At 66.6% G+C, this 25692-nt stretch carries 27 protein-coding genes and 1 tRNA gene; 11 read left to right on the top strand and 17 right to left on the bottom strand.

Features of this window, described 5'->3' with window-relative positions; translation table 11 throughout:
* Positions 1 to 23: 23 nt before the first annotated feature.
* The 3 genes from ACNSTU_RS00810 to ACNSTU_RS00800 all read right to left on the bottom strand — a co-directional run bounded on the left by ACNSTU_RS00810 (position 24) and on the right by ACNSTU_RS00800 (position 3338).
* Entirely contained in the window at positions 24 to 1301 is a 1278-nt protein-coding gene (locus ACNSTU_RS00810) for an N-acetylmuramoyl-L-alanine amidase (RefSeq protein WP_418212002.1), read from the bottom strand.
* Positions 1302 to 1419: 118 nt separating this feature from the next.
* The gene (gene tsaE / locus ACNSTU_RS00805) at positions 1420 to 1920 is read right to left on the bottom strand and encodes a tRNA (adenosine(37)-N6)-threonylcarbamoyltransferase complex ATPase subunit type 1 TsaE (RefSeq protein ID WP_290637819.1); all 501 of its coding nucleotides are present in this window, start codon (positions 1918 to 1920) and stop codon (positions 1420 to 1422) included.
* On the bottom strand, positions 1917 to 3338 hold the full coding sequence (locus ACNSTU_RS00800; protein WP_290637821.1) for an NAD(P)H-hydrate dehydratase: 1422 nt from the start codon (positions 3336 to 3338) through the stop codon (positions 1917 to 1919). The genes tsaE and ACNSTU_RS00800 overlap by 4 nt, the downstream gene beginning before the upstream one ends.
* A 135-nt stretch (positions 3339 to 3473) precedes the next feature.
* On the opposite strand from ACNSTU_RS00800, the gene queG reads away from it, so the two are divergent.
* Positions 3474 to 4574, top strand: a complete 1101-nt coding sequence (gene queG, locus ACNSTU_RS00795) for a tRNA epoxyqueuosine(34) reductase QueG (RefSeq protein ID WP_290634200.1) — start codon at positions 3474 to 3476, stop codon at positions 4572 to 4574.
* Positions 4567 to 5385 carry a uroporphyrinogen-III synthase gene (locus ACNSTU_RS00790; protein WP_290634198.1) on the top strand — a complete coding sequence of 273 codons (819 nt, stop codon included), beginning with the start codon at positions 4567 to 4569 and terminating at the stop codon, positions 5383 to 5385. The genes queG and ACNSTU_RS00790 overlap by 8 nt, the downstream gene beginning before the upstream one ends.
* Before the next feature lie 20 nt (positions 5386 to 5405).
* Here the strand turns inward: ACNSTU_RS00790 and panC are convergent, their stop codons facing one another.
* Genes panC through pcnB form a run of 5 tightly spaced genes read right to left on the bottom strand, consistent with a single transcriptional unit; the run spans position 5406 to position 9633 of the window.
* Positions 5406 to 6269: a pantoate--beta-alanine ligase gene (gene panC, locus ACNSTU_RS00785; protein WP_290634196.1), complete on the bottom strand. Its 864-nt coding sequence runs from the start codon at positions 6267 to 6269 to the stop codon at positions 5406 to 5408.
* 7 nt (positions 6270 to 6276) lie between these two features.
* The gene (gene panB, locus ACNSTU_RS00780) at positions 6277 to 7092 is read right to left on the bottom strand and encodes a 3-methyl-2-oxobutanoate hydroxymethyltransferase (RefSeq protein ID WP_290634194.1); all 816 of its coding nucleotides are present in this window, start codon (positions 7090 to 7092) and stop codon (positions 6277 to 6279) included.
* Between the two features lie 44 nt (positions 7093 to 7136).
* Positions 7137 to 7787, bottom strand: a complete 651-nt coding sequence (locus ACNSTU_RS00775; RefSeq protein WP_290634192.1) for a deoxynucleoside kinase — start codon at positions 7785 to 7787, stop codon at positions 7137 to 7139.
* Entirely contained in the window at positions 7784 to 8305 is a 522-nt protein-coding gene (folK, locus tag ACNSTU_RS00770) for a 2-amino-4-hydroxy-6-hydroxymethyldihydropteridine diphosphokinase (protein ID WP_290634190.1), read from the bottom strand. The genes ACNSTU_RS00775 and folK overlap by 4 nt, the downstream gene beginning before the upstream one ends.
* Entirely contained in the window at positions 8302 to 9633 is a 1332-nt protein-coding gene (pcnB, locus tag ACNSTU_RS00765; protein WP_418212001.1) for a polynucleotide adenylyltransferase PcnB, read from the bottom strand. The genes folK and pcnB overlap by 4 nt, the downstream gene beginning before the upstream one ends.
* Before the next feature lie 98 nt (positions 9634 to 9731).
* Here pcnB and ACNSTU_RS00760 point away from each other — a divergent pair.
* Together ACNSTU_RS00760 and ACNSTU_RS00755 are read left to right on the top strand one after the other, a co-directional pair.
* Positions 9732 to 9807, top strand: a tRNA-Glu gene (locus ACNSTU_RS00760).
* 39 nt (positions 9808 to 9846) lie between these two features.
* Positions 9847 to 10347, top strand: a complete 501-nt coding sequence (locus tag ACNSTU_RS00755; RefSeq protein ID WP_290634186.1) for an RDD family protein — start codon at positions 9847 to 9849, stop codon at positions 10345 to 10347.
* Positions 10348 to 10367: 20 nt separating this feature from the next.
* Here ACNSTU_RS00755 and lptG read toward each other — a convergent pair whose 3' ends face one another.
* Positions 10368 to 11429, bottom strand: coding sequence for an LPS export ABC transporter permease LptG (gene lptG / locus ACNSTU_RS00750; protein WP_290634184.1), 1062 nt, complete (start codon positions 11427 to 11429; stop codon positions 10368 to 10370).
* Positions 11426 to 12538: an LPS export ABC transporter permease LptF gene (lptF, locus tag ACNSTU_RS00745; RefSeq protein ID WP_290634182.1), complete on the bottom strand. Its 1113-nt coding sequence runs from the start codon at positions 12536 to 12538 to the stop codon at positions 11426 to 11428. The genes lptG and lptF overlap by 4 nt, the downstream gene beginning before the upstream one ends.
* Before the next feature lie 179 nt (positions 12539 to 12717).
* Here lptF and ACNSTU_RS00740 point away from each other — a divergent pair, with 179 nt between their 5' ends.
* From ACNSTU_RS00740 to ACNSTU_RS00725, 4 genes are read left to right on the top strand one after another with little or no spacing between them, the layout of a single operon-like run.
* The gene (locus ACNSTU_RS00740; protein ID WP_290634180.1) at positions 12718 to 14214 is read left to right on the top strand and encodes a leucyl aminopeptidase; all 1497 of its coding nucleotides are present in this window, start codon (positions 12718 to 12720) and stop codon (positions 14212 to 14214) included.
* 3 nt (positions 14215 to 14217) lie between these two features.
* On the top strand, positions 14218 to 14652 hold the full coding sequence (locus ACNSTU_RS00735; RefSeq protein WP_418212000.1) for a DNA polymerase III subunit chi: 435 nt from the start codon (positions 14218 to 14220) through the stop codon (positions 14650 to 14652).
* The gene (locus ACNSTU_RS00730; protein ID WP_290634176.1) at positions 14649 to 14936 is read left to right on the top strand and encodes a hypothetical protein; all 288 of its coding nucleotides are present in this window, start codon (positions 14649 to 14651) and stop codon (positions 14934 to 14936) included. Before ACNSTU_RS00735 ends, ACNSTU_RS00730 begins: the two co-directional genes overlap by 4 nt.
* A gap of 43 nt (positions 14937 to 14979) precedes the next feature.
* A complete protein-coding gene (locus ACNSTU_RS00725) occupies positions 14980 to 17751 on the top strand; it encodes a valine--tRNA ligase (protein ID WP_290634174.1) in 2772 nt (923 codons plus the stop codon).
* A 66-nt stretch (positions 17752 to 17817) separates the two neighbouring features.
* Here ACNSTU_RS00725 and ACNSTU_RS00720 read toward each other — a convergent pair whose 3' ends face one another.
* The 6 genes from ACNSTU_RS00720 to ilvN form a co-directional block, all read right to left on the bottom strand.
* Complete coding sequence (locus ACNSTU_RS00720) at positions 17818 to 18039, bottom strand: DUF2970 domain-containing protein (protein ID WP_290634172.1); 222 nt, start codon at positions 18037 to 18039, stop codon at positions 17818 to 17820.
* A gap of 10 nt (positions 18040 to 18049) precedes the next feature.
* Complete coding sequence (gene rimI, locus ACNSTU_RS00715; protein WP_290634170.1) at positions 18050 to 18568, bottom strand: ribosomal protein S18-alanine N-acetyltransferase; 519 nt, start codon at positions 18566 to 18568, stop codon at positions 18050 to 18052.
* Entirely contained in the window at positions 18565 to 19371 is an 807-nt protein-coding gene (locus ACNSTU_RS00710; protein ID WP_290634168.1) for a uracil-DNA glycosylase, read from the bottom strand. The genes rimI and ACNSTU_RS00710 overlap by 4 nt, the downstream gene beginning before the upstream one ends.
* Positions 19371 to 20138, bottom strand: a complete 768-nt coding sequence (gene pssA, locus ACNSTU_RS00705; protein WP_290634165.1) for a CDP-diacylglycerol--serine O-phosphatidyltransferase — start codon at positions 20136 to 20138, stop codon at positions 19371 to 19373. The genes ACNSTU_RS00710 and pssA overlap by 1 nt, the downstream gene beginning before the upstream one ends.
* A gap of 128 nt (positions 20139 to 20266) precedes the next feature.
* Positions 20267 to 21283 (bottom strand): ketol-acid reductoisomerase, encoded by a 1017-nt coding sequence (gene ilvC / locus ACNSTU_RS00700; protein WP_290634163.1) that lies wholly within the window; start codon positions 21281 to 21283, stop codon positions 20267 to 20269.
* 66 nt (positions 21284 to 21349) lie between these two features.
* The gene (ilvN, locus tag ACNSTU_RS00695) at positions 21350 to 21844 is read right to left on the bottom strand and encodes an acetolactate synthase small subunit (protein ID WP_091640262.1); all 495 of its coding nucleotides are present in this window, start codon (positions 21842 to 21844) and stop codon (positions 21350 to 21352) included.
* A gap of 241 nt (positions 21845 to 22085) precedes the next feature.
* On the opposite strand from ilvN, the gene ACNSTU_RS00690 reads away from it, so the two are divergent.
* From ACNSTU_RS00690 to ACNSTU_RS00680, 3 genes are all read left to right on the top strand, one after another.
* Complete coding sequence (locus ACNSTU_RS00690) at positions 22086 to 22517, top strand: DUF4124 domain-containing protein (protein WP_418211999.1); 432 nt, start codon at positions 22086 to 22088, stop codon at positions 22515 to 22517.
* Between the two features lie 120 nt (positions 22518 to 22637).
* The gene (locus tag ACNSTU_RS00685; protein ID WP_290637008.1) at positions 22638 to 24347 is read left to right on the top strand and encodes a proline--tRNA ligase; all 1710 of its coding nucleotides are present in this window, start codon (positions 22638 to 22640) and stop codon (positions 24345 to 24347) included.
* On the top strand, positions 24307 to 24942 hold the full coding sequence (locus ACNSTU_RS00680) for a lytic transglycosylase domain-containing protein (RefSeq protein ID WP_290633165.1): 636 nt from the start codon (positions 24307 to 24309) through the stop codon (positions 24940 to 24942). Before ACNSTU_RS00685 ends, ACNSTU_RS00680 begins: the two co-directional genes overlap by 41 nt.
* Here the strand turns inward: ACNSTU_RS00680 and trmH are convergent.
* Positions 24939 to 25619 (bottom strand): tRNA (guanosine(18)-2'-O)-methyltransferase TrmH, encoded by a 681-nt coding sequence (trmH, locus tag ACNSTU_RS00675; protein ID WP_290633167.1) that lies wholly within the window; start codon positions 25617 to 25619, stop codon positions 24939 to 24941. The genes ACNSTU_RS00680 and trmH overlap by 4 nt on opposite strands.
* Positions 25620 to 25692: the final 73 nt, after the last annotated feature.

Here is a 25692-nt window from a genome sequence, read left to right as displayed (position 1 = left end):
CCTTGGTGGCCCCGGGAAGTGGCTTACTCGGGGATGCGCAGCGTCGTCCCCACGGACAGCACGTCACCGTTGAGATCGTTGGCGGACCGCAGCTCGGAAACGCTCACACGGTGCTCGCTGGCGATGCCGCTGAGGGTGTCACCACGCTGGACTTCGTACTCGCGACCGGCCGAGGCCATGCGCCCGCCCGATGGCCGGTGTCGCTCCGCATAACCGGATACGCCCCGCGAGACGGCGCGCGCCAGGTCCCACTGATGATCAGCCTGCTGCAGCCGGCGCTCTTCTTCCGGGTTGGAAATGAACGCCAGCTCAACCAGAACGGACGGCATGTCCAGCGATTTCAACACCACGAACCCGGCGCGCTCGACGTCGCCCCGGTGAATGGGTCCAACGCCCGCAAGTTCGTGCAGCACCTCACCGGCCAGTTCGACGCTGGCCTCGAGCGTCGCGCCGCGGGAGAGATCCACCAGCACCGAGCGGGTCATGTCGTCCTTGTCAGACAACGAGATGTCCCCGAGGAGATCTGCCGCATTCTCGCGCTGCGCCAGCAGGCTGGCCGCCTGGGACGACGCGCCGGTCTGGGACAGGGTATAGACCGACGATCCACGCGGACCGCCACTTTCCGTCGCATCCGCATGCAGGGACACAAAGATGTCCGCGTTGTTGGAGCGGGCCATTTCCCGCCGCTCCGAAAGCGGCACGTACGTGTCGGAATCACGAATCATCAACGGCTTGATCCCGGGCGCCTGATCCAGGAGGTAGTAGAGCTTGCGGCCGACCTCGAGCACCACATCCTTTTCCATGGCCCCGGTGGGCCCGATCGCACCCGGGTCACGCCCGCCATGGCCTGGGTCGATGGCCACCACGAAATCGCGTTGCGCGCTGTCCTGGGCCGTGCGCACGGGTTCCTCCCGCTCTTCGCCGGGATGCAGGTCAACGACCAGACGGTGACCATACTGGTCGTTGGGCTTCACGAGAAAGGACTGCGTCCGGACCGGGCCATCGGTGTCGAGGACGACGCGCAGATCACCGTCTCCCCGGGCGGCACTGCGTAGGCGCTGGATGAGACCGGCGTCGCTGACGCTGGAGCTGTCGGAGATTGCCGCGCCCGTGATGTCGATCACGACCCGGTCAGGGTCCTTGAGGTTGAACACGCGGTGCTGAACGTCACCGCTCAGATCAAATACCACCCGTGTGCGCTCGGAGCCCGCAGACGTACGCACGTTCTCTACCTGCACCTGACTGGCGATCAGAGTGCCGGAGGTAACGAGCAGCAGTAGCAGGACGAATAAACGTGCCATGGCCCGGGCGCTTGTTCTGACAGACATTTACCGAAACGGTAACCCCGTTGAACACGAAATTGCAAGAACAACATCAAGGGCATGCTCTAAACAGCTGATTAAAATAACTTAGACCCCGTTACCCTCTGGCCAACACCTGCAGCATGGTCCCCCCCTGCGGGGAACGGGCGGACACACCAACCGACCTCCCCTCTCCGGCGTGGTCCAGATGCACGATCAGGTCTTCGTCGGGCAGTGCACCACGGCCGCGCTGCGGCCACTCCACCAGCACCAGCGTCGCCGGGCCGAGCTCGTCGCGCAGACCGAGAAACTCCAGCTCCCCGGGATCACCGAGTCGATACAGGTCCAGGTGCAGCACGCGCCACGCACCGAGAGCGTAAGGCTCGATCAACGTGTAGGTGGGGCTACGCACACTGCCCTGTACGCCCGCCCCCCTGAGCAGGCCGCGCACGAGCGTCGTCTTGCCGGCGCCGAGATCGCCTTCCAGCAGGATGACGCACTGCTGTTCACCTTCCCATGCGTGCCAGAGTCGCGCGCCGAACCGGGCCGTGGCTGTCTCATCCGGCAGCCAGACCATACCTTCGTCAACCCCGCCGCGTGTCAACACTGGTTCGCTCATGACGGATTCAGCAACGCTCGCAGTTCAGCCAACAGATCCGTGGCAAGCAACCCCCGCTCGCCTGCCTTGGCCGCCCGATCCGCCGCCGCTGCATGCAGACAGACACCGGCCTCGGCCGCTTCGGCGGGCGGAAAACCCTGGGCGATCAGGCTGCCAATGATACCCGAGAGCACATCGCCCATGCCGCCGGAGGCCATCCCGGGATTGCCGTCGGTACACAGCGCCGGGATGCCGTCCGGCCCCAGCACGAGCGTACCGGCACCCTTCAGCACCGCCGTGCCGCCATAGCGCCCGATGACGCCGTGCGCCGCCGCGAAACGGTCCTGCTGGACCTCTGCCGCCCCCACTCCCAGCAGCCGCCCAGCCTCGCCCGGGTGAGGCGTAAGGACCTGCTCATCGTGGCGATCCGGCGTCTCCGCCAGCTGGTTGAGCGCGTCAGCGTCCAGCACCTGTGGCCCCGGGAACGCACGCACCTCGCGGTACATCGCCTGCCCCCACGGCGAGCGCCCAAGCCCCGGGCCAAGCACGATCACGCTGGCACGCTGCAGCAGTGCGGCAAGGTGATCCTCCCCATGCACCATGAGTTCCGGCTGTGCCGCGAGAAATCCCGGCGCGTGCTCCCGCCGTGTGACAACACTGACGAGCCCCGCGCCGCATCGTGCCGCAGCCCGTGCCGCCATCAGGGCAGCACCGCCCATTCCGGAATCCCCGCCGACGACCAGCACGTGCCCGAAGCGCCCCTTGTGCGCAGTACGTTCACGCCGCGGGAACCAGTGCCGGAGCCCGTCGTGACTGCTGCGCCGTGCAATCGGCTCGATACCGCCGAAGACCGCCGCGGGCACGCCCAGGCCGTCGTACAGGACCGTCCCGGTGTGTGCCGGACCCTCGCCCGTGAACAGTCCGGCTTTCAAACCGATGAACGTGGCCGTGAGGTCAGCCCGGACGCCCGCTCCCAGCACGGCACCCGTACCACCGTGGAGCCCGGACGGGATATCCACCGCCAGCACGGGCAACCCGCTGGCGTTCACCGCATCCACGGCCTCCCGGTACGCCCCCTCCACCGGGCGCTGCAGACCGGTGCCCAGCATGGCATCGACCACCAGATCACACCCCTCGGGCAGCGCACCGGCGAACGGAGCCACCTCGGCTGCCGCACCGTACTGGGCCGCCACCGTGGCGGCATCACCGCGCAGGCGCTCGGGATCGGACAGCGCCAGCACGTCCACCATCAGCCCGTCGCGGCGCGCCAGCTCGGCGATGACGTAACCATCACCGCCATTGTTGCCACCGCCACAGAGCACGCACAGGTGGCGACGCTCCGGCCAGGCGGCGCGCAGTGCGTCGTAGGCCGCGGCGCCGGCACACTCCATGAGAGCGAGACCGGGCACGCCGTGGTCCTGGATCGCACGACGATCCATCTCGGCCACCTGATCCGGACGATAGAGCGCATGGGGCAAAGTCGACATGAGCGTCAGTATAACTGCAGGCGCAGGAGCAACGCATGGCCTCCCCGCTCTGGGGCGCGAGGGCCGCGGCGCGGTACACTGCCGGCCATGAGCACGACACGTGACAACACGCCGATCGATCCCGGTCTGCAGGGCCTGGCGGATAACATCCGCAGCTGGGGGCGAGCGCTCGGCTTCCAGCAGGTCGGGATTACCGATACCCGGCTCGACACGGCGGAAGCGCGACTTGATCAGTGGCTGGCCGACGGCCGGCAGGGCGACATGGAGTGGATGGCCCGTCACGGCCGCAAACGGACCCGCCCGGAGCAGCTCCTCCCGGGGACCCAACGGGTTATCAGCGTGCGCATGGACTATCACCCTGCGGATACCGCCGCTGATGGGGATGCGATTCTGGACGACGCCACGCGCGCCTTTATCTCCCGCTATGCCCTGGGCCGCGACTACCACAAGCTCATGCGCAAGCGGCTGCAGCAGCTCGCGTCCCGCATCGAAGCCGCATCCGGGTCAGCCGGCTATCGCGTGTTCGTGGACAGCGCGCCGGTCATGGAGAAACCGCTGGCCGAGAAGGCCGGCCTGGGCTGGATCGGCAAGCACACGCTGTTGCTGAACCACCAGGCCGGCTCCTGGTTCTTCCTGGGCGAGCTCTACACCGACCTGCCCCTGCCGGTGGATACACCCGGCACCGACCACTGCGGCACCTGCCGGGCGTGCATCGATGTCTGCCCCACCGGAGCGATCACCGGTCCTTACCAGCTCGACGCCCGCCGCTGCGTGTCGTACCTGACTATCGAGCACAAGGGCAGCATCCCGGAGTCGCTTCGCCCGCTAATGGGCAACCGCATCTTCGGCTGCGACGACTGCCAGATGGTCTGCCCGTGGAACAAGTTCGCCCGACCCACCGACGAAGCGGACTTCCACCCCCGTCACGGTCTGGACACCGCCAGCCTGGTCACACTCTTCCTGTGGGACGAGCAGACGTTTCTGGCCAATACCGAAGGCTCGGCCATTCGCCGCCTGGGGCACGAGCGGTGGCTGCGCAATATCGCCGTCGCCCTGGGCAATGCGCCCACGGAGGCTGCCGTGCTTGAAGCGCTGCACCACCGCCGGGAGCACCCATCGCCACTGGTCCGGGAGCACGTCGCCTGGGCACTGGAGCGCCATCAAACGCAAGGAGACCACCGTGAGTGAGCAGGAACTCGAGGGCCTGACCGTCGCCGTCCCCGAGAGCCGTGAACTGGACCTCTTCGCCCGCATGCTGGAGGAACGGGGCGCCACGGCGTTCCGTTGCCCGTTGGTACGCATCGCCGACAGTCCGGATGAAGACGCCGTGCACCAGTGGCTGGATCGCTTCTGCGACAACCCGCCGGATGAACTGATCCTGCTGACTGGCGAAGGGCTTCGCCGCCTGCTGGGCTTTGCCGAACGGCGCGGGCAGCACGAGGCGTTCATCTCCGCGCTGAGCCATCCCCGCATCATCGCCCGTGGCCCCAAGCCGGGGCGCGCGCTGCGGCCGTTTGGCCTCAAGCCGGACCTCCTCTCGGAGTCACCGACCAGCGCCGGCGTCATCCGTACGCTGGAGGAGCTGGACCTCACCGGCCACCGGGTCGGGGTGCAGCTCTACGGCGAGGAGCCCAACCACCCGCTCATGGACGCGCTGCAGGCGGCCGGCGCCGAAGCGGACGCGGTGGCGCCCTACGTCTACCTCTCGGACCGGGACGACCCCGCGGTGCTGGAGCTGATCCGGGCACTGGATACAGGCCGCATCGACGTGATCGCCTTCACCAGCAAGGCACAGGTGCAGCGTCTGTGGGAGGTTGCCGAGGGGGCGGACTGCCAGGATGCACTCAACCGCGGCATGAGCCGCACGCTGGTGGCAGCCATCGGCCCGGTGGTGGAAGAAGCACTCACGGCGCGCGGCCGACCCGCGGACCTGGCGCCGGAGAAGAGCTACTTCATGAAGCCACTGGTCAGGGAAATGGTAGCGCGGCTGCACTCATGAGAGTAGCCGCGCCCCGGCGCTCACGACACCAGATCAGCCACCTCAATGTTGTCGATCAGGCGTGCGCGACCCAACCACGCCGCAGCCAGCACCACAAAGGCGTTGGCAGGGAGATCCGGCACCGGCTCGGCCAGATTGTCCCGCAGGCGGATGCTGACGTAGTCGGGTGCCAGGCCAGCCTCAGCCAGATGCTTCCAGCCGTCGGCTTCCAGCTGCAGGAAGTCCCGCTCGCCGCCCCGGAGTGCGGTGGCGATGCGATGCAGCTCCCGGTACAGCGCCGGTGCGGTGTCACGCTGCGCCGGCTCCAGGTAGGCGTTGCGTGAGCTGAGCGCCAGACCATCCGCCTCCCGCGCCGTCTCGGAGCCAATCACCTCCACTGGCAGATTGAGATCGGTGACCATGCGCCGGATCACCTGAAACTGCTGAAAGTCCTTGCGCCCGAACACCGCCAGATCCGGCCCCACCATACCGAAGAGTTTGCACACCACCGTCGCCACACCAGTGAAGTGCCCGGGGCGGTGGGCACCGCACAGGATGTCCGACAGCCCGGGGACATGGACCGTCACCAGGTGGTCGAGGCCGCGTGGGTAGACTTCATTCACCGTGGGCGCGAACAGCGCATCCACTCCCTCCGCCAACAGGTGCTCGCTATCGGCCTCCAGCGTGCGGGGATAGGCGTCGAAGTCTTCGCCCGGGCCGAACTGGGTGGGATTGACGAACACGCTCACCACCACGCGGTCGCTCACGCGGCGGGCATGACGGACCAGGCGCAGATGCCCCTCGTGGAGATTCCCCATGGTCGGTACGAACCCCACCACCTCACCCGCCGCCTGCCAGCGGCGGACCTGGTTGCGCATGCGCTGGATCTGATGAAACGTATCCATGAGCGACTCAGAAGCTGTGTTCAGCCGACGGGAAGCGGCCATCGCGGACCGCCTGCACGTAGGCTTCCACCGCACCCTGGATGGTGTCCGCCTCGGCCATGAAGTTGTGGGAGAACTTCGGCGTCTTGCCCGGCGTGATGCCGAGGATGTCCTGCAGCACCAGGATCTGGCCGTCGGTGTCGGCGCCCGCGCCGATCCCGATTACGGGCACGTCGACCTCGCGGGTCACGCGCGCAGCCAGCGCCGCGGGGACACACTCCAGCAGGATGGCATCGGCCCCGGCATCGGCCAGCGCCCGGGCATCCGCGACCATGGCGTCGGCATCACTCGCCTCCCGGCCCTGGACCCTGTAGCCGCCCAGCTTGTGGACCGACTGCGGCTGCAAGCCGAGATGGGCACACACCGGTACACCGGCGCCTGTGAGTCGACTGACGGCCTCGGTCTGCTCGCGGCCACCCTCCAGCTTGATGATCTGGGCGTTGCCCTCCTTCATCAGCCGGGCGCCATTGCGCAGAGCGTCGTCGACCGTGGAGTGGCTCATGAACGGCATGTCCACCATGAGCAGCGCACGTGGCCGCGCCGCGGCGACACAGCGGGCGTGGTAGATGATGTCTTCCATGGTCACGGGCAGGGTGGTCTCCCGCCCCTGCATGGTCATGCCCAGGGAGTCGCCAACTAGGATGACATCCATGCCCGCGGCATCCGTGAGCGCCGCGAAGGAGTAATCGTAGGCGGTCAGGCAGGCGATGGGTTCGCCGGCGGCCTTCATCCTGGCCAGCGAGGCCACCGTGACAGGGCGTTTACGGGTTTCACCGGCGTACATAAGCACTCCAGACGCTAACACACAGGGACGGTATCCGGACGGCTTCAGCCAATGGGTGCCGGATTGAAGAAATGGCGGCCGCTGCGCACGGTCTGCAACCGCTCCAACAGCTGGCCATAGTCGGCATCGCTGTTGACCAGGTCGATCTCGGCCGCGTTGACGATCAGCAGCGGCGCCTGCTCGTAGTGATGAAAGAACTCCACGTAGGCATCGCTCAATCGCTGGAGGTACTCCGCGTCGATCTGCTGCTCGTGGGCGATGCCCCGTTTGCGAATCCGCTCCATGAGAATGCTCACCGGTGCCTGCAGGTAGATCACCAGTTCCGGCGGGTGGACATCCGGCGCCAGATGGTCGTAGACGCGGCGGTAGAGGTCGAATTCGTCGGCATTGAGGGTGAGTTGGGCGAACAGGCGGTCTTTCTGGAACAGGAAATCGGCGATGCGCGTCGTCTCGAACAGGTCCGCCTGGCGCAGGCCGCGCAGCTGCTCGGCGCGCTGCATGAGAAAATGCATCTGCGTCGGGAACGCCGCATCACGGGGATTCGCGTAGAAGCGCTCCAGAAAGGGGTTGTCGTCCGCCCCCTCAAGCAGTAGCTCGCTGCCGAAACTCGCGGCCAGGCGCCGGGCGAGACTGGTCTTGCCAACCCCGATCGGCCCCTCAACCACTAGATAGCCGGGATAATTGCGCTCGCTCATGAGGCGCCGTTCCACTCATTCTCGTGATCGCACAGGCGGCGGACCCCATCATCGGAACACGCCGCCAGCAGCTCCTGCACTCGCCCCAGACCCGGCACGCGGCGTCCGGGATCCAGTTCGGCGAGAGGATACAGCACAAAGGCGCGCAGGTGCAGACCGGGGTGCGGCACCTGCAGCCGTGCCGTGCGGATCGTGTCGTCACCGTAGAGCAGCAGGTCGAGATCCAGGGTCCGTGGGCCCCACCGACGGCCACGACGGCGCGCCTGGGCCGCCTCCTGGGCCTGCAGCGCATCCAGCAATGACAGCGCCGGCAGCGGCGTTTCCACGACCGCTACCGCATTGATGTAATCCGGCTGGTCCTGCGGCCCCATGGGCGCCGAGGCATACAGCGATGAACACGCCGTGACCCGGATGGCCTCATGGGCGGCCAGGGCATCAACGGCGCGCTTAACCTGGAGCAACGGGTCGTCGAGATTACTGCCCAGCCCGATACACGCCGTGACGGTCGCCGCGCTCATTCCGATGGCGCCGGCGCATCCCCGCCGCGACGGCGCCGGCGACGCCTGCGGCGACGCGGCTTGCCCTCGCTGGCCGGCTCCTGGGCGGGAGGTTGCTGGCCCGGCGCCTCCTGGGCCTGCGTCCACCAGTCCGCGAGTTCCTGCGGCGCGTCGCCGGCGGCGGCGCGAATGAGGAGAAAATCGTAGGCGGCCCGGAACCGGGGGTGGCTCAGCAGCCGGGATGCACGCTTGCCCCGAAAGCGCGCCAGACGCGGCTGCAGCAGCATGATCTCGCGCATGGGCACGCTGAACCGCTTGGGGATGGCCACGCGCTCGAGCTGCGCTGCAATCACCTCGCCGATGGCTTCCTGCAATGCCTGGGTGGGGTGCATGTCCTCGGCTTCCAACACCTGCGCGCGCTCACTGATGCTCGGCCAGAGGAGTGCCGCGAACAGGAAGGCCGGGGTCACCGGCTTATCCTCGTTCACCCGCCGATCGGTATTTCCCAGCGCCCGCAGAATGAACAGATCCCACACCTCGCCCGACGGCCCGGCGAGGGCGGCCTCGGTCTGCGGAAACAACTGCTCGAACAGCCCGTAACGGCGCAGCACACTGAAGGTGTGGGCACCGACACCGCCCATGAGCAGCTTCATGATCTCGTCGAACAGCCGCGCCTGGGGGATGTTGGCCAGCAGCGGCGCCATCTCCGGGATGGAGTCGCCGGTCTCCGGGCTGATCTGGAAGCCGAGCTTGGCGGCGAAACGCGCGGCGCGCAGCATGCGCACCGGATCTTCCCGGTAGCGCGCGTCCGGGTCGCCGATGAGCCGTAGGCGTCCGGCCTCCAGGTCATCCATGCCGTTGGCGAAATCCACCACCGAGAAATCGGCAATGTTGTAGTAGAGGGAGTTGATGGTGAAGTCCCGGCGCAGGGCGTCTTCCTCGACGGTGCCGTAGACATTGTCGCGGAGGATCAGGCCATCCTCCACGGCCACGTCACCGTCGCCATTCTCCGGATCATGGAGGGCGCGGAAGGTGGCCACCTCGATGATGTCCCGCCCGAAGAACACATGCGCGAGCCGGAAGCGGCGCCCGATGAGGCGGCAGTTACGGAACAGATCCTTGACCTCTTCCGGCTTCGCATCGGTTGCCACATCGAAGTCTTTCGGCTCCCGCCCCAGAGAGAGGTCCCGGACCCCGCCACCCACCATGTATGCCTCGAATCCGGCATTCTTGAGCCGGTAGAGCACCTTGAGCGCGTGGTCGCTGATCTGGCTGCGTGAGATCTGATGCTCCGAGCGCGGTATCACACGCACCTGCGCCCGCAATTGTTCGAGTTCCTGTTCTGTCACGGAGTCCAAGCTTGAGCCGTTGAAGTGAGCGCGTATAATACCACCCTCGCTGGCGCGATGCAGACACGCACTGCCACGCCGCCTGCGACAACAGCCGCGCTCCCATCGTCTAGCGGTCCAGGACGCCGCCCTCTCACGGCGGAAACCGGGGTTCAAGTCCCCGTGGGAGCGCCATTTTTCACCCCTGCCCGAAGCAGCCTGACGCGAAACCTTATGACAGCCTCCGCAACCGCGCCGAGCCTGCTGCGGCGACTCGCGTCGCTCACCTACGACTCGATGCTGGTGCTGGCCATCATCATGGCCGCAACCGCGCTGCTGTTACCCATTACGGGCGGCGAGGCGCTGGACGGGCTGGGCCCGCAGACGGTGCTGTATCAAGCCTATCTGCTGCTGGTTGTATTCGGCTTTTTCGCCATCTGCTGGACCCGCGGCGGCCAGACCCTGGGCATGCGCTCGTGGCGGCTCCGGGTGCTACGAGCAGACGGGCGCCCTGTGACCCTGCGCGACGCGGCGCTTCGCTATGGCGCCGCAGTGATGGCATGGCTGCCCCTGTTCCTGATCTATCTCTGGAGCTTCACGGCCGGGCTCGCCGCAATCGTGTGGCTCCCGTTGCTGGGCGTCTTCCTGTGGAGCCTGGGGGGCCGGCGCAGACCGGCCTGGCACGACCTGCTCGCCGGTACGCAGCTGATCCACGAGTTGGCAGACTCGCGCTGAAGAGCCGCGTCACGCATCCCCTAGCGGATGCGTGACGTGAAGTAGATGGCGACCGCGAGGCAGACCAGCGTCGGCAGGAGTGCGCTGATCATGGGCGGTATGCCGTACACAAGCCCCAGATGGTTGAGCAGCCGGTTCGACAGATAAAACGCGATACCAATCATCACGCCCACGAAGATCCGCTGCCCGGCACCGGTGGAGCGCAGCGCCCCGAATGCCAGCGGAATAGTCAGCAGCAGCATGGTCAGGGTGGCCAACGGGGTGCCGATCTTCAGCCACAGGGCCAGCTCGTACTGCTCGCTCTCCAGATCGTTGCGCTGCAGATAGCCGATGTAGGTCCACAACTCGGCCATGGAGAGCGTCTGGGGGTCGACCACCACCACATCGAGGACCTCCGGGTGCAGACCTGCCTCCCACAGGTAGGTGTCGTCACGCTCTACGGCAACACCGTTACCACCGAACCGGCTCTGCGCTACGCCGTGCAGCAGCCAGCCGTCGCCCTGGAACTCAGCGCGGCTGGCGGTGATCACGTGGTCCAGCGCCCTGCTCTCGTCGAAGGCGTAGATCTGCACGTCCTCCAGCAAGTGGGCGTTCGGCGCCGCGCCCACGCGAATGAAACGCCGCCCGTCGCGCGCCCAGAAGCCGTCACGGCTGAGCATGGACACGTCACCACCGCGCGCCTGCGCCTCCACGTCCTGTGAAGCGCGCTCGGCCGGTGGCGCCACCCACTCGCCGATGGCCGCCGCCAAGGCCGCCAGCAACAACCCCGCAACCATCACCGACCGCCCGATATTGAGCACCGACATGCCGGCGGCACGCATGACCACCAGCTCGGAGCGGGCCGCCATGCCGCCCAGCGCCATGAGGCTGCCGATCAACGTGGCAATGGGGAACGCCTCGTAGGCCCGCTGCGGGCCGGTCAGCCCCACGTGCAGCAGCGCCTGGAACGCCGTGTACTCGTCATCGATGTCACCGCTCTCCTCCACGAAGGAGAAGATCAGCTCCATGGACACGATGATCATCAGCACCGTCAGGCTGCCACCGATCACCGCCTTCGCGATGTAGCGGTCGAGGATTCTCACGTTGCCACCTGTCCGCTGGTGTCCTGCCGGCGCCGAGGTCGCAGCAGGCCGTATTGTCGCGACAGCCAGATGACGGCGATCACCGCCACCAGAATGTGCACGGGCCACAATCCGATCCAGGGTGGCACCGTGCCATCCTCCAGCCAGCCCTGGCTGATCGTAAGGCCGTTGGAGTACACGGCGTATACGAGTACCGCCAGCAACAGGCGGCCGTACCGCCCGTCCCGCGGTGAGCTCCGGCTGAGCGGGATGGCCAGGAGCCCGAGCGTGACCACCATGATCGGCATGGAGACACGCCACTGGAACTCGGAGATATCGCGCAGGTCGTCGGAGGCCAACAGGTCGCCGGTGGGCATGCCGTCACGGCGCACGCGCACATCCGACGGCTCGCCCTCGGCGATCCGCACGCCGTGGACCTTGTACTCGTACTCGCGCCAGCGTCCGCCCCCGGGGTCGCCGTCGTAGCGGCGCCCGTCCAGCAGCACCAGATACTGGTCGCCGGTATCCGGGTCCGCCTCCACGTAGCCCTCGTTGGCGGCCAGCAGGATCTGCTCCCCGCCCTGGCGGGTCTGCAGGAAGACGTTGCGCATGCGCTCGCCGTCCTCCGAGAAGCGCTCGATGTAGAACATGCCGTCGGCCTGCCCGGACTGGATGAAGCGGCCGGGGCGAATGGCCTGGATCTCCACGGCCTCACTGGCAAGCTGCTCGGCTTCGCGCCCCTCACGCGCCGCCCAGGGGCCCACCTCCAGCGCCAGCCAGGCAATCAACAGGGCCAGGGGGGCGGCCAGCATGATCAGCGCCTTGTAGAGCTCCCGGGGACCAATCCCGCAAGCGCCGAGAGCCGCCATTTCGCTGTCGCGGTACAACCGGCCCAGCGCCAGGATGATACCGAGGAAGAAGGCGCCGGGTATGGCCAGGGCCAGGTAGCTCAGGGCCTTGTAGCCCATGAGCTGGAGCACCATGTCGCCGGGAAGGCTGCCACTGGCGGCATCACCCAGATACCGCACCAGCCGGTTCGTGAACAGCACGGCCGTCAGCACCAGCGTGACCGCCAGCCAGGCCTGTGCGATCTCCCTGATCAGGTAGCGACTGACGATGGAAAGCCCCAAGCCGGACCCTCTCCTCTGCAATGGCGGCACCCGGGATTCTCGGGAAAATCTGCGTTAGACTGCCCGGCGCGCACGTTAACGAATGGCTCCCGAGCATACCAGTCCGGGGCCCGGGGGCGCGCGTTTCCCGAGTACATCGCGGTTTGTTCACGGACAAGGCGTCGGCCGAGGAGTTGCACATGGACTACACCGTCAAGAGCGGTAATCCGGAAAAGCAGCGTTCAGCCTGTGTGGTCGTGGGTGTTTTCGAGAACCGGCGCCTCTCCAGCGCCGCGGCGCAGCTCGATCAGGCCTGCGACGGCTATCTCTCGCAGCTGGTCCGGCGCGGCGACATGGACGGGCGCGCCGGCCAGGCACTCATGCTCCACCGCATCTCCGAACTGGTCTGCGACCGGGTGCTGCTGGTCGGCCTGGGCCGGGAGCGGGATTGCGACGACCGCGCCTACATCAAGGCCATCGAAACCACGGTGGAGGCACTGCGCAACTCCGGCGCTGTGGAGGCCACCTGCTACCTCCCGGAGATCAACGTCAAGGGCCGGAACATCTTCTGGCGCATCCGCACCGCCACACGCACCATCGAGACGCTGCGGTACCGCTTCGACCGCCTGAAGACGGACAAACACCCACCCGCCCGGCTGAACCTGCGGCGCATGACGTTCAGCGTTCCCAGCCGCCGGGAGCTCGCGGACGGCGAACAGGCCGCCCTTGAGGGGGCCGCGATCGGCCGGGGGATGAACTTCGCCCGTGACCTTGGCAACCTGCCCGGCAACTACTGCACCCCCCGGCACCTCGGCGAACAGGCCATGGACCTCGCCGCACGGCATACACGGCTGGAAGTGGAGCTGCTGGACGAAAACGCCATGGACGATCTGGGCATGGGTGCCCTGCTCGCCGTCTCCCGCGGCAGCCAGGAAGAAGCGCGCCTGATCGTCTTCCGCTATCGCGGTGCGGACGAGGACAGCGCCCCGTACACACTGGTCGGCAAGGGCATCACGTTCGACACCGGCGGCATCTCGCTGAAGCCGTCCGCCGCCATGGACGAGATGAAGTTCGACATGTGCGGGGCCGCAAGCGTGTTCGGCACCATGCAGACGGTCGCGGAACTGGGGCTGCCCATCAACGTCGTGGGGATCGTCGCGGCGGCGGAGAACATGCCCGACGGCCGCGCCATCAAGCCCGGTGACATCGTCACCAGCATGTCGGGACAGACCATAGAGATCCTCAACACCGACGCCGAAGGCCGGCTGGCGCTGTGCGACGCCCTCACCTACGCCGAGCGCTTCCACCCCGCAGCGGTGGTGGACATCGCCACACTGACCGGCGCCGCCATTGTCGCCCTGGGCCACCATACCCACGGCCTGATGGGCAACAACGGCGGGCTGGTCAACGAACTCCTCGGGGCGGGCAAGAGCGCCGGCGACCGCGCCTGGGAGCTGCCGCTGGGCGACGAGTACCAGGAGCAGCTCAAGAGCAACTTCGCCGACATGGCCAACATCGGCGGCCAGCCCGCCGGCACCATTACCGCCGGGTGTTTTTTGAGCCGTTATGCGCGAAAATACCGTTGGGCGCACCTGGATATCGCCGGCACGGCATGGAAATCCGGTGAACACAAGGGCGCCACAGGGCGTCCCGTGCCGCTGCTCAGCCAGTGGCTCATCGATCGTGTGAAGCGCTAGGCCGTGGTGCAGGTGGACTTCCATATTCTGGATTCCGACGACGCGCGCGCACGCTTGGTCTACGCCTGCCGTTTGACCGACAAGGCCCGCGAGCGGGGGCACCGCGTTTTCCTGCGGGTCGCGGACGACAGCACCGCAAAGACACTGGACGAACTGCTGTGGACGTTCCGGGATCGCAGCTTCATCCCCCACGCCATCGACGGCCCTGGCGCTCCGGACGAACCCGTGCTCATCGGCACGGACGACGCCCCCTCCCGCGGCGAGGGCGACCTGCTGGTCAATCTGGCGAACAGCCCGGTGGCGACACCGGGTGTATTCCAGCGGATCGTGGAGATCGGCGATAACGACCCGGACGTGCGCCAAAGCGCGCGGCAGCGCTTTCGCTGGTACCGCGAGCAGGGCATTGAACCGGAACACCGCAAGGTGGGGCACTCATGAGCAGACGCCAGCGCATTCCCGTGCTGCACAACGCCGTCATCCCCGGCGAGCGGCTTCGCCGCCTGGGGCTGTGGCTGCCGACCCGGCCCGTGCCCCGGGACAGCCTTGCGGCCGTATGGCCGGAGTCCATCTCCATGGATCTCCAGCACCGCGCCGAGCGCATCCTGCCCGTGATCCGCAAACGGGCGCTGCGTGCAGGCACCGCCACCCTGCGCAACAGCCTGGGCTTCGACCGGCGCGACGATGTCGAGTCAGCCACCCACAGCACCGACGAGCAGCGATAACCCAGACACCCCTGATACGACCAACAGACTGACAAGGCAAGGCATGGACAAGACGTACGACCCGCACCGGATCGAGCAGCACTGGTACGCCAAGTGGGAGAGCGAGAATCACTTCGCCCCCGGCGGCACAGGCACGCCTTACTCGATCATGATTCCGCCACCCAACGTCACCGGCACGCTGCACATGGGTCACGCGTTTCAGGACACCATCATGGACGTCCTGACGCGCTACCACCGCATGCACGGCCGCAACACGCTGTGGCAGCCCGGCACCGACCACGCCGGCATCGCCACGCAGATGGTGGTGGAACGGCAACTCAACGCGGAGGGCCAGAGCCGCCACGACCTTGGGCGTGAGGCGTTCGTCGACCGCATCTGGCAGTGGAAGCAGGAATCCGGTGGCACCATCACCCAGCAGCTGCGGCGGATGGGGGCGTCCGTGGACTGGTCGCGCGAGCGCTTCACCATGGATGACGGCCTCTCCAACGCCGTGCGCGAAGTGTTCGTCCGCCTGTTCGAGGACGACCTTATCTATCGGGGCAAGCGCCTGGTGAACTGGGACCCCGTCCTGCTCACCGCCGTGTCCGACCTGGAGGTGGAGTCCGAGGAAGAAGACGGCCACATCTGGCACATGCGCTATCCGCTCAGCGACGGCAGTGGCCATGTAACCGTGGCCACCACCCGGCCGGAGACCATGCTGGGTGACACCGCCGTGGCGGTTCACCCGGACGACTCGCGCTTCCAGCATCTGATCGGACAGACCGTCGATCTACCCCTGACGGAACGCCGGATTCCGGTGATCGCCGACGACTACGTGGACCCGGAATTCGGCTCCGGGTGCGTCAAGATCACGCCGGCCCACGACTTCAACGACTACGCCGTGGGTCAGCGCCACGATCTGGAACAGATCAACATCCTCACGGAAGATGCGCACATCAACGACAACGCGCCGGCGGCGTATCAGGGGCTGGACCGCTACGCTGCACGCGAGCGCATCGTCGCCGACCTGGACGCGGCGGGCCTGATGGCCGCCACCGAGAAGCACAAGCTCATGGTGCCCCGCGGGGACCGCACCGGGGCGGTGATCGAGCCCTTTCTCACCGATCAGTGGTTCGTCCGCGCAGAGCCCCTGGCAAAGCCGGCCATCGAAGCGGTGGAAGACGGCCGCATCCGCTTCGTGCCCGACAACTGGAAGAACACCTATTTCGAGTGGATGCGGCGCATTGAGGACTGGTGTATCTCCCGCCAGATCTGGTGGGGCCACCGCATTCCGGCCTGGTACGACGAGCAGGGGAACATCTTCGTCGCCCGCGACGAGGCAGCCGCTCAGGAGAAGGCGCGCGCCCATCACGGCCGTGATGTCAGCCTGAAACAGGACGAGGACGTGCTCGACACCTGGTTCTCATCGGCGCTGTGGCCCTTCTCCACCCTGGGCTGGCCGGAGGACAGCGACGCACTGCGCACGTTCTACCCCACCAGCGTGCTGGTCACCGGCTTCGACATCATCTTCTTCTGGGTTGCCCGCATGATCATGATGGGCATGAAGTTCATGGACGACGTGCCCTTCCACGAGGTGTACATCCACGGCCTGGTGCGTGATTCCGAGGGCCAGAAGATGTCCAAGTCCAAGGGCAATGTGCTGGACCCCATCGACATCATCGACGGCATCGACCTGGAATCCCTGGTGGAAAAGCGGACCTCCGGCATGATGCAGCCGCAGCTCGCCAGGAAGATCGAGAAGGCCACCCGCAGGGCCTTCCCCGAAGGCATCGCCTCCCACGGCACCGACGCCCTGCGCTTCACGTTCTGCGCCCAGGCCACCACCGGCCGGGACGTGGTGTTCGACATGGGCCGCGCCGACGGCTACCGGAACTTCTGCAACAAGCTCTGGAACGCCGCCCGCTACGTGCTCATGAGCACCGAGGGCGAAGACTGCGGCGCCGACCCCGCTGCCGAGGTGCACTACACCGTGGCCGACCGTTGGATCCGCTCAAGGCTGGAGCGCACCATCGACGAGGTGAACCGCAACATCGATGCCTACCGGCTCGACCTGGCATCCCAGGCGCTGTACGAGTTTATCTGGAACGAGTACTGCGACTGGTACCTGGAGCTGTCCAAGCCGGTCCTGCAGACATCGGAAGACGCCGCGCTGCGGCGCGGCACCCGGCAGACTCTGGTACGCGTGCTGGAGACCGTACTACGCCTCGCCCATCCCATGATCCCGTTCGTCACCGAGGAGATCTGGCAACGCGTGGCCCCGCTGTCGGGCAAGACCGGTCCCACGATCATGCGAGAGCCGTTCCCGGTGGCGGACGAGACACTGCAGGACGCATCCGCCGAGGCGGACGTGGACTGGGTCCAGGCCTTCATCCTCGGCGTTCGCCGCATCCGCGGCGAGATGGATATCTCCCCCAACAAAGCCCTGCCGGTGCTGCTGAACAAGGGCGGCGCGGAGGATCGGCGCCGGCTGGATGAGTACGGCGTGTTCGTCAGCCGCCTGGCCCGGCTGGAGCAGGTCCAGTGGCTGGACAACGACGACGAGCCTCCGGAAGCCGCCATTGCCCTGGTGGGGGACATGCAGATTCTTGTGCCCATGAAAGGGCTGATCGACAAGGACGCGGAGCTGGCCCGGCTGGACAAGGAGCGGGCCAAGGTGCGCAAGGAGCTGGAGAAAACCGAGCAGAAACTGGCCAACAGCAGCTTCGTGGAAAAGGCACCGGCCAGCGTGGTGGAACAGGAGCGGCGGCGTCAGGACGAACGGCGCGCCACTCTGCAGCAGCTTGATGACCAGTACGCGCGCATCGAGCGCCTGTAGTGACCGCACCAACCCGGGTGGTGGCGCATCAGCGCGTCACTGCCCGGGCTCACCTACGTCGCCTCGTCAGACACCGGCGTTGCTCAGCACCACGTTGACCACAACCACGAGCACCACGATCAGCAGCACGGTGAAGATGACGCCACCGACGATATAGGGCATCGCACTGCCGCTGTTGAAATCCCGCTTGCGCGCTTCATTGGTCTGCACGCCCAGCGCACCCGCCAGCACGCTCTGGATCACCTGCCAGAACGTCGGCTTGCGCTGATCACCACCGTGATCACTCATTCCAACTCCCTCATGCGTCATGGCTCCCGTGAGCACCGCCCCGGCGCGTCGGCAGAACGCTGCCGAGGTCCCGCGCCAGAATGAGTGCATCCTCCCGGCGCCCACCGGCAACCGGGTAGTACTGCGGCCGCACGCCGACCTCGCAGAAGCCGTTGCGATGATACAGGTTCACCGCCCGGCGATTGGACGGGCGCACTTCCAGGAACACCGTTTCCGCCCCCAGCCGCCGGGCATGTTCGATGCCGGACTCAAGCAGGGTACGGCCGAACCCCTGACCGTGACGGGCCGGATCGACGCAGAGATTCAACACGTGCCCCTCGCCGGCCACGACCGACATCACCAGGTACCCCGACACGCGCCCGTCATCCAACAGCACCCAGCAACCGTAACCCACCCGCATGCAGTCGCGGAAAACAGCCGCCGTCCAGGGAAAATCGTAGGCATTGCGTTCGATGGCCAGCACCTCCGGAAGGTCGTGCTCGCGCATCCGGCGCATCTCCGGGGATTCCGCGGTGACCACCGCATTCATTCCGTCCCCCCTCCACCTGATCGCGCGTGAACCAGCTCACGCAGCCGCTTAAGGTCTTCCCACGCCTTGGCCTTGTCGGCCGGTGAACGCAGCAGATACGCCGGATGATAACTCACCACCACCGGGATGGCGTGGGTCTGCAGCGTATGCACCTGGCGACGGAGCATACGCAGGGGACGTTCGTCACCAAGCAGGTTCTGGGCGGCAATGCGACCGACGGCCAGAATGACCGCCGGCTGGACCAGCTCGATCTGGCGCGCCAGATAGGGCCGGCACGCTTCCACCTCCTGCGGATCCGGATCACGGTTCCTCGGCGGGCGACACTTGAGCATGTTGGCAATGAAAACGCGATCACGGCCGTAGCCGAGCGCCCGCAGCATGTTGTCCAGCAACTGCCCGGCACGTCCCACGAAGGGCTCGCCCTGACGGTCTTCCTCCGCCCCGGGGGCCTCCCCCACCACGAGGATGTCCGCGTCGCGGCGGCCGACACCGAAGACGGTACGGGTCCGGCTTTCACACAGTGGACAACGGGTGCAGCCCGCCACGGATTCCGCAAGCACATCCCAGTCCATGGCACCGATGCCGGTGGAGGTGGTCGCGTCGGACGGCATCGGCGCTGCCACGGCATCCGCCGTTGCCGTCACCGCGACCGGAGCCTCGGCCGCGGGCGCCGACGGTTCCACCGGACCGGCCACCGGATTCTCCGCCGGCTCCTCGCCGCTATCGGCGTGCGCCCCCCCGGAGCGGCGCACCCAGACGTCCACCCCCATGCGTTGCAGCAACTGCAACCGGCGGCTGTCCATTACGATCCCCGGCGCGAGCCAACCCGCTGGCGCCGCCGCTGGACAAACGTCATACCAGGGCCGGAGAGCGCGTAGGCGAGAAACCCGATGAAGAGCACCAGCGGCGGGTGAACGGACGCAAAGGCGATAATCACCACCAGCGCCACCAGAAAGATGAAAGGCACGCGGTAGCGGAAGTCGAATTCCTTGAAGCTGTAGTAGCGGAAGTTGCTGACCATCAACAGCCCCGTGCCGACGGTCACCACCAGGGCGAAGACCTTGGCAGCGCTGCCATCGAAACCGAGCGCGGTACCGAACCAGACCATGCTCGCCAGGCCCGCCGCCGCGGCAGGGCTCGGCAACCCCTGGAAGTAGCGCTTCTCGGCCACACCCGCCTGGGTGTTGAAGCGCGCCAGCCGCAACGCCGCACAGGCAGCATAGGTAAACGCACCGATCCAGCCCAGCTTGCTCCACAGCTCTCCCAGGCCGGCGAGATCGCCGAGTGCCCACTGGTACACGATCAGCGCCGGCGCCAGCCCGAAACAGACCATGTCCGAGAGGCTGTCGAACTGCACGCCGAAATCACTCTGGGTATTGGTCAGACGCGCAACGCGGCCATCCAGCCCGTCCATGACCATGGCCACGAAAATCCCGATGGCCGCCAGGTGGAACTCGCCGTTGATGCCGGAGACGATGGCGAAGAAACCGAAGAAGAGGCCTGCGGTAGTGAACAGGTTGGGCAGGAGATAGATGCCCCGCCGTCTTTTGGGTTGCTGCTCTGCGGCCATGCCGGGTTGATCCGCTCAGCTGGAGAAAGCAATGTCGGCAGGCTCCGACAATAACATAGATGCGGTCGGGCCCACGGACCCGACGCGGTCCCGACCCCCGTTGCAGGGGCCGGGCCCGGCCATGGCACTCAGTTCTTGCTGCGGTCCACCAGCTGCTTCTGGCGGATCCAGGGCATCATGTCCCGCAGCTTCTCGCCCACCACCTCGATGGAGTGCTCGCGGGCGATACGGCGGCGCGCCTTGAGGGTCGGCGCATTCGCCTGGTTCTCCAGGATGAAGTCACGGGCGAACGTCCCGTCCTGGATGTCCTGCAGAATCTCTTTCATCGCCTTGCGGGATTCATCGTTGATCACCCGCGGGCCGCTGACGAAATCGCCGTACTCGGCGGTATTGGAAATGGAGTAGCGCATGTTCGCGATGCCGCCCTCGTAGAGCAGGTCCACGATCAGCTTCACCTCGTGCAGGCATTCGAAGTACGCCATCTCCGGGCTGTAACCGGCGTCCGTCAACGTCTCGAAGCCGCCCTGGATCAGCGCGGTCAGACCACCGCACAGCACCACCTGCTCACCGAACAGGTCGGTTTCCGTCTCTTCACGGAATGACGTCTCGATAATGCCGGCGCGGCCGCCACCAACGGCGGAGGCGTAGGAGATGGCCACTTCCTTCGCCTGTCCGGAGCTGTTCTGCTGGATCGCCACCAGACAGGGCACCCCGGCGCCCTCGACGTAGGTGGAACGCACCAGGTGGCCCGGCCCCTTCGGCGCAATCATCACCACGTCCAGGTCGGCGCGCGGCTCGATCTGCCCGTAGTGAATGTTGAAGCCGTGCGCAAACGCAATGGCGGCGCCCTTCTTGAGGTTGGGCTCAATGCTGTCGCTGTAGATCCGGCCCTGATGCTCGTCCGGGGTCAGGATCATGACGAAGTCCGCCTGCTTGGTGGCCTCTTCGACACTGGCCACCTCAAGCCCGGCGTTGCGCGCCTTCTCGGCGGACGCGGAGCCTTCGCGAAGGCCGACCACCACGGAGGCACCGGACTCCTTCAGGTTGTTCGCGTGGGCGTGACCCTGTGAGCCGTAGCCGATAATAGCCACCTTCCGGTTCTGGATGATGGAAAGGTCGGCGTCCTTATCGTAATAAACTTTCATTCTGCCCCCGTTACAGTCAGGTTGAACTCGTAGCCAAAGTCGGGTCGCGGCCGTCCGCAGTGCCGGTCAGACCCGCAAGTGTTTCTCGCCCCGGGAGATCCCGATCACGCCGGAGCGCACCACTTCCAGAATGGTGTTATGCCCGAGCGTGTCGATGAAGGCGTCAAGCTTGGCGCTGTTCCCGGTCAATTCCACAGTGTAGATGCGTTCCGTCACGTCGAGGATGCGGCCGCGGAAGATGTCGCTGAGACGCTTGATCTCCTCCCGGGACTCACCGGAAGAGGCAGCCACCTTGACCAGCATCATCTCGCGCTCGATGTGGCTGCCCTCGGTCATGTCCATGACCTTCACCACATCCAGCAGCTTGTTGAGCTGCTTGATGATCTGTTCGATGATGCTGTCGTCGCCGATCGTCACCAGCGTCATGCGCGAAAGTGTGGGATCGTCGGTGGGCGCCACCGTCAGACATTCGATATTGTAGCCCCGTGCCGAGAACAGGCCGGCCACCCGGGACAGGGCACCGAATTCGTTCTCGACCAGGATGGAAATGATGTGCCGCATAAGTCCAGGAATCCGTCCAGCGTTCCCGCCGCAGGGCCTGACAGACCGCAGCGGATCCACATGGCCAAGGCGCCCGACGGCAGTGATGAACGCATGAGAAACAGTCCACGGACCGACAGCCCGGAGCGCCGCCTGTTCGACCGGCGACACCCACCGCGGCCCGTGTCCGGGAACCGGTGAAAGGGGGCAAAATTACTGTGGATCACCAGGGACGTCAAGGCGACAAGGAGTTGATAGACCGATGAACAGGCTGATCTTCGCAGGGCTGGCCATGCTGCTGGCCGCCACCACCAATGCCGACATCTATCAGTGGACCGACGACGACGGCAACGTCCACTTCGGCGAAACCCCTCCCGCCAATGCAGAAGCCGAGCGCCTCGACCATGCCCCGGGGCCGGCGAGTCGGCCCGATGACACGGCAGCGGAGGATGACCAGACAGGCTCCGGGCCTCCCGAGGAGCCGGCGCCCGATGAGGAGCCCGCGGCCGATGACGATCAGGCCGACGGGGTGCTGGCCGAAGCGTGCGAGGACGCCCGGCACAACGCGGAAGTCTACGCGGACGAGTCCGTACGCCGGGTGCAGACGGAAGATGGTGACGTTCAGGTCCTGGAACCGGAGCAGCGGGAAGCGAGGCTCGAGGAAGCACGGGCGTTCCTGGACGAGCACTGCTAACCGGCCACGCCCCCGGCCTTGTCCGACGATCTTCGCTCCGGGTACGCCGGTGGGGTATTCTGTGCGGCCCGGCCGGACACGGCGCCCGTTCAATTCGCCAACAAGGAATCAGAATCACCGATGCGACTGTCGCGATTCCCACTGTCGACCACCAAGGAAACCCCCGCCGACGCGGAGATCGTCAGCCACCAGTTGATGCTGCGCGCGGGCATGATCCGCAAGCTGGCGGCCGGCCTGTACACCTGGATGCCACTGGGCCTGCGCGTGCTGCGACGCGTGGAGGCCATCGTGCGGGAAGAGATGAACCGCAGCGGTGCCGTGGAACTGCTCATGCCGGCGGTGCAGCCGGGTGAACTGTGGGAGGAGACCGGCCGCTGGGACAAGTTCGGCCCCCTCCTGCTGCGCTTCAAGGACCGCCACGAGCGCAACTTCTGCTACGGTCCCACCCACGAGGAGGTCATCACCGACCTGGTCCGCCGGGAGATTCGTAGCTACAAGCAGCTGCCGCTCAACCTCTACCAGATCCAGACCAAGTTCCGCGACGAGACACGTCCGCGTTTCGGCGTCATGCGGGCCCGCGAGTTCCTGATGAAGGACGCGTACTCCTTTCATCTGGACCACGATTCCCTGGCCGAGACCTATCAGGCGATGTACGACACCTACAGCCGCATCTTCGAGCGCACCGGCCTGCACTTCCGTCCGGTACAGGCCGACTCGGGCGCCATCGGCGGCAGCGTGTCCCACGAGTTCCACGTTCTCGCCGACTCGGGCGAAGACGCCATCGTCTTCTCCGATGGCAGTGATTACGCCGCCAACGTGGAGCTGGCGCCGACCCTGCCGCCGGCACAGCCCCGCCCCGCTGCCGGCGCCGACATGACCGCGGTGCCAACCCCGGGCGTTCACACCATGGACGAGCTGACGGCATGTCTGGACGTGCCCCTGGAGTGCTGCCTGAAGACGCTCCTGGTGCGCGGCGCCGAGACGCCGGTGGTGGCCCTGCTACTGCGCGGCGACCACGACCTGAACGAGCTCAAGGCGGAGAAACACCCGGAGGTGGCAGCGCCGCTGACCATGGCCGACGAGGCGGCAATCCGTCAGGCCGCTGGCTGCGGCCCCGGCTCCGTGGGCCCGGTGGGTCTGGACGTGCCCCTGGTCGCCGATCACGCCGCCACGGTCATGGCCGACTTCGTCTGCGGCGCCAACCGCGACGGCGAGCACCTGACCGGCGTCAACTGGGGGCGCGATGTCGGCGAGCCCCAAGCCGCCGACCTGCGCGATGCCGATGCCGGCGACCCGAGCCCCGACGGCAAGGGCACGCTTGCCCTCGCAAGAGGCATCGAGGTGGGCCACATCTTCCAGCTCGGCACCACGTACAGCGAAGCCATGGACGCCACCGTGCTGGACGAAAACGGCGCCAGCAAACCCGTGGCCATGGGCTGCTACGGGATCGGGGTCTCCCGCATCGTCGCCGCCGCCATTGAACAGAACCACGATGCCAACGGCATGATCTGGCCCGAGGCCATCGCCCCGTTCACCGTCGCGGTGGTGGGCATCAACATGAACAAGTCGGAGAAGGTTGCGACGGCCGCCGAGCGCATCTATCAGGCGCTGCTGGACGCCGGTGTGGATGCCCTGCTCGATGACCGGGATGCCCGGCCGGGGGTCAAGTTCGCCGACATGGAGCTCATCGGCATCCCGCACCGCATCGCCATTGGTGAACGCGGGCTCGATCAGGGCACCGTGGAGTACCGCGGACGCCGTGACACGGACAACCAGGACGTCGCCGTCGATGACGTGGTGGATCACCTGCTCGCCAGGCTCCCGCAGTAAGCCCGGCCGGCACACCGGCCTGCGGCTGGGCGTGCTGGCGCTGACCCTGCTGCTGTTCCTGCAGCCCGCCGTGGGCCGGGAGGATGCCGCCCGACAGCCCGTGGAACCGGAGCTGCGCGAGCGGCTGAAGCAGGCGGTGGAGGCGTCGGAGAGCTTCGAGAACCGCTACGTCGCCCAGGTCTGGCTCATGGACATGAGCCAGCGGCTGTCGAGCCAGGTGCCGGATCACGACCGCCGCCTGGAACTGCTGCGCATGATCCACTTCGAGGCAACGCGCGCCGATCTCGACCCGGAGCTGGTGCTGGCCGTGATCGAAGTGGAGAGCAACTTCAACCGCTATGCCATCTCATCGGTGGGCGCCCGCGGCATGATGCAGATCATGCCCTTCTGGCTCGACGAGATCGGCCAGGACGACGACAACCTCTTCGATATCCAGACCAATCTGCGCTTCGGCACGACCATCCTGCGCCACTACCTGGACAAGGAGAACGGCGACCTGACCCGGGCACTGGCACGCTACAACGGCAGCCTCGGCCAGACGTGGTACCCGGAGCGGGTGTACCGTGCCATGGAGCGGCGCTGGTACTCCCACTAGGACGCATCCGCCCTCTGGAGCACCCCCATGCCACCAACAACGTGACCCTCATCGTCCAGGTCCGGGTAGCGCAGCCCGCGCTGACGGCAGTAGCGGGCGATCTTCGGCTGGACCCACTCGAACAGCGTGCGCCGGTAGGTCTCGTCGTCCAGCCGGCGCTGGTCGTAGAGCCCCGCCGCCAGTCGCTGGCGCTGGGCCTCGTAGAGCACCACCGCTGCAGCGACGGACACGTTCAGGGAATCGGTAAAGCCAGCCATGGGAATGCGGATGACCGTATCCACCTGCGCCATGGCCTCCGCCGGCACGCCCAGTTTCTCGCGGCCCAGCACCAGGGCCGTTGGGCGTGTGTAGTCCACCTCGCGGAAATCCACCGCCTCGTCACACAGGTGCGCGGCGACCAGCTGAAAGCCACGACCCCGAAGCGCGCGGCACCCCTCGGCCACGTCGGGGTGCTGGTGCAGACGCACCCAGCGCTGCACGCCGGCCGCCGCGGTACGCTTGATAACGAGGCGCCCGTCCTGGCCGACACTGTGTATCTCCCAGGCGCCAACTGCGTCGCACGTACGCATGACGGCGGAGACGTTGTGCTCCTTGTGGACGCCCGCCATGACGGCGGTAAGGTCGGGCTGGCGCTGGTTCAGCACCTGCTGGATTCGTTGCAGACGACTCGCACTCATGGGCGTTGTTCCAGTAGCATCAATGCGCATTGGCAGCCCGCGCGGCAGCGCGGGGAACGCCGTATTCTACGAC

Origin of the sequence: Aquisalimonas sp. APHAB1-3 (assembly GCF_048323695.1) — a bacterium.
In the GTDB taxonomy this organism is placed as follows: Bacteria; Pseudomonadota; Gammaproteobacteria; order Nitrococcales; family Aquisalimonadaceae; genus Aquisalimonas.
The sequence above is the reverse complement of the archived record's forward strand: the minus strand, read 5'-3'. Positions and strand labels throughout refer to the sequence as shown.

What these genes read in the sequence shown, in the direction of transcription:
- ilvN (WP_091640262.1), bottom strand. Translation starts at nt 21,844, where the DNA reads ATGCGGCACATCATTTCCATCCTGGTCGAGAACGAATTCGGTGCCCTG.
- ACNSTU_RS00740 (WP_290634180.1), top strand. Translation starts at nt 12,718, where the DNA reads ATGGACTACACCGTCAAGAGCGGTAATCCGGAAAAGCAGCGTTCAGCC.
- ACNSTU_RS00730 (WP_290634176.1), top strand. Translation starts at nt 14,649, where the DNA reads ATGAGCAGACGCCAGCGCATTCCCGTGCTGCACAACGCCGTCATCCCC.
- ACNSTU_RS00755 (WP_290634186.1), top strand. Translation starts at nt 9,847, where the DNA reads ATGACAGCCTCCGCAACCGCGCCGAGCCTGCTGCGGCGACTCGCGTCG.
- ACNSTU_RS00690 (WP_418211999.1), top strand. Translation starts at nt 22,086, where the DNA reads ATGAACAGGCTGATCTTCGCAGGGCTGGCCATGCTGCTGGCCGCCACC.
- panC (WP_290634196.1), bottom strand. Translation starts at nt 6,269, where the DNA reads ATGGATACGTTTCATCAGATCCAGCGCATGCGCAACCAGGTCCGCCGC.
- tsaE (WP_290637819.1), bottom strand. Translation starts at nt 1,920, where the DNA reads ATGAGCGAACCAGTGTTGACACGCGGCGGGGTTGACGAAGGTATGGTC.
- pssA (WP_290634165.1), bottom strand. Translation starts at nt 20,138, where the DNA reads ATGGCCGCAGAGCAGCAACCCAAAAGACGGCGGGGCATCTATCTCCTG.
- panB (WP_290634194.1), bottom strand. Translation starts at nt 7,092, where the DNA reads ATGTACGCCGGTGAAACCCGTAAACGCCCTGTCACGGTGGCCTCGCTG.
- rimI (WP_290634170.1), bottom strand. Translation starts at nt 18,568, where the DNA reads ATGAATGCGGTGGTCACCGCGGAATCCCCGGAGATGCGCCGGATGCGC.
- folK (WP_290634190.1), bottom strand. Translation starts at nt 8,305, where the DNA reads ATGAGCGCGGCGACCGTCACGGCGTGTATCGGGCTGGGCAGTAATCTC.
- ACNSTU_RS00720 (WP_290634172.1), bottom strand. Translation starts at nt 18,039, where the DNA reads ATGAGTGATCACGGTGGTGATCAGCGCAAGCCGACGTTCTGGCAGGTG.
- ilvC (WP_290634163.1), bottom strand. Translation starts at nt 21,283, where the DNA reads ATGAAAGTTTATTACGATAAGGACGCCGACCTTTCCATCATCCAGAAC.
- ACNSTU_RS00775 (WP_290634192.1), bottom strand. Translation starts at nt 7,787, where the DNA reads ATGAGCGAGCGCAATTATCCCGGCTATCTAGTGGTTGAGGGGCCGATC.
- ACNSTU_RS00685 (WP_290637008.1), top strand. Translation starts at nt 22,638, where the DNA reads ATGCGACTGTCGCGATTCCCACTGTCGACCACCAAGGAAACCCCCGCC.
- ACNSTU_RS00800 (WP_290637821.1), bottom strand. Translation starts at nt 3,338, where the DNA reads ATGGATCGTCGTGCGATCCAGGACCACGGCGTGCCCGGTCTCGCTCTC.
- ACNSTU_RS00725 (WP_290634174.1), top strand. Translation starts at nt 14,980, where the DNA reads ATGGACAAGACGTACGACCCGCACCGGATCGAGCAGCACTGGTACGCC.
- queG (WP_290634200.1), top strand. Translation starts at nt 3,474, where the DNA reads ATGAGCACGACACGTGACAACACGCCGATCGATCCCGGTCTGCAGGGC.
- trmH (WP_290633167.1), bottom strand. Translation starts at nt 25,619, where the DNA reads ATGAGTGCGAGTCGTCTGCAACGAATCCAGCAGGTGCTGAACCAGCGC.
- ACNSTU_RS00810 (WP_418212002.1), bottom strand. Translation starts at nt 1,301, where the DNA reads ATGGCACGTTTATTCGTCCTGCTACTGCTGCTCGTTACCTCCGGCACT.
- ACNSTU_RS00710 (WP_290634168.1), bottom strand. Translation starts at nt 19,371, where the DNA reads ATGGACAGCCGCCGGTTGCAGTTGCTGCAACGCATGGGGGTGGACGTC.
- ACNSTU_RS00680 (WP_290633165.1), top strand. Translation starts at nt 24,307, where the DNA reads ATGACGTGGTGGATCACCTGCTCGCCAGGCTCCCGCAGTAAGCCCGGC.